At 38.2% G+C, this 896-nt stretch carries 1 protein-coding gene; it reads right to left on the bottom strand.

From position 1 onward, the window contains the following. Nucleotides 1–501, bottom strand: a 501-nt coding sequence (locus tag AC1DTM_RS29090) for an MFS transporter (protein ID WP_477001556.1), incomplete at its 3' end; no start/stop codon positions are given. Nucleotides 502–896: the final 395 nt, after the last annotated feature.

Raw genomic sequence — 896 nt, 5'->3', positions numbered from 1 at the left:
GGATAAAAGAGTTGCTAATAAGAATAGGCCATGAAATGAATAATTTTGTACAACCCATAATCCAATCATCGGGCCAATTGCCATCGCGATTGTCATCGCCATGCCATACCAGCCCATTCCTTCACCACGACGTGAATCTGGAATAATATCAGTTATCGCTGTTGTAGAAACAGCCCACGTCACTCCGTGAATAACGCGCAAAACAGCTAAAAGGACAATAGTCGATGCTAAATTATACGAATACATCGTTAGCCCAAAAAATATGAGTCCGAAAATAATAAAAGATCTTCTACCATATTGATCTAACATTCCTCCAATAATCGGTCGTATTACAACTGCCGCTATTGTAAACATTCCCATCATCAGTCCAACTTGTGATTCATTTCCACCAATCTCTTTAATAAAGAGCGGTAGCGTTGGAACTAGTAAATAAAACCCTGTAAATAAAAATGACATCGCGATAGTCATTTGAATAAATGATTTCGTCCATAATCGTTCCATTAAAATTCCTCCATAAACACGTAAAATATTGCAATCAACACATCAATTGTATATTTTTCATGTTCCCTTGCCCTCCGCTAATAGACGTATCTTTTCATACTAAATGGTCCACGATCAATTTAATTTGGTCTTACGACTTTGTACGTATGTTTCATTCGAAAGTCTTATCCATATGTACCTTTATAGCTGTTAAAAGAATATACTACTTTATCATTAAAACTTAGGAGTGATTGTTTTCATGTGGGTATCACCAAGAATAACCGTTGCCGTCCCGTCAGTTCCCTCAATACATGTTCCTGCCGTTCATACAGCAAGTTCTGATGTTGGTATCGAACTTCCTGCTGCATGGCAACAATATCAATTGCCCGGCCAAGTCACCCCTTCATATTGGCACC

Source organism: Bacillus sp. P4_D3, from assembly GCF_056401855.1.
Note: the sequence above shows the minus strand (reverse complement) of the source record. Positions and strands in the feature narration are given on the sequence as shown.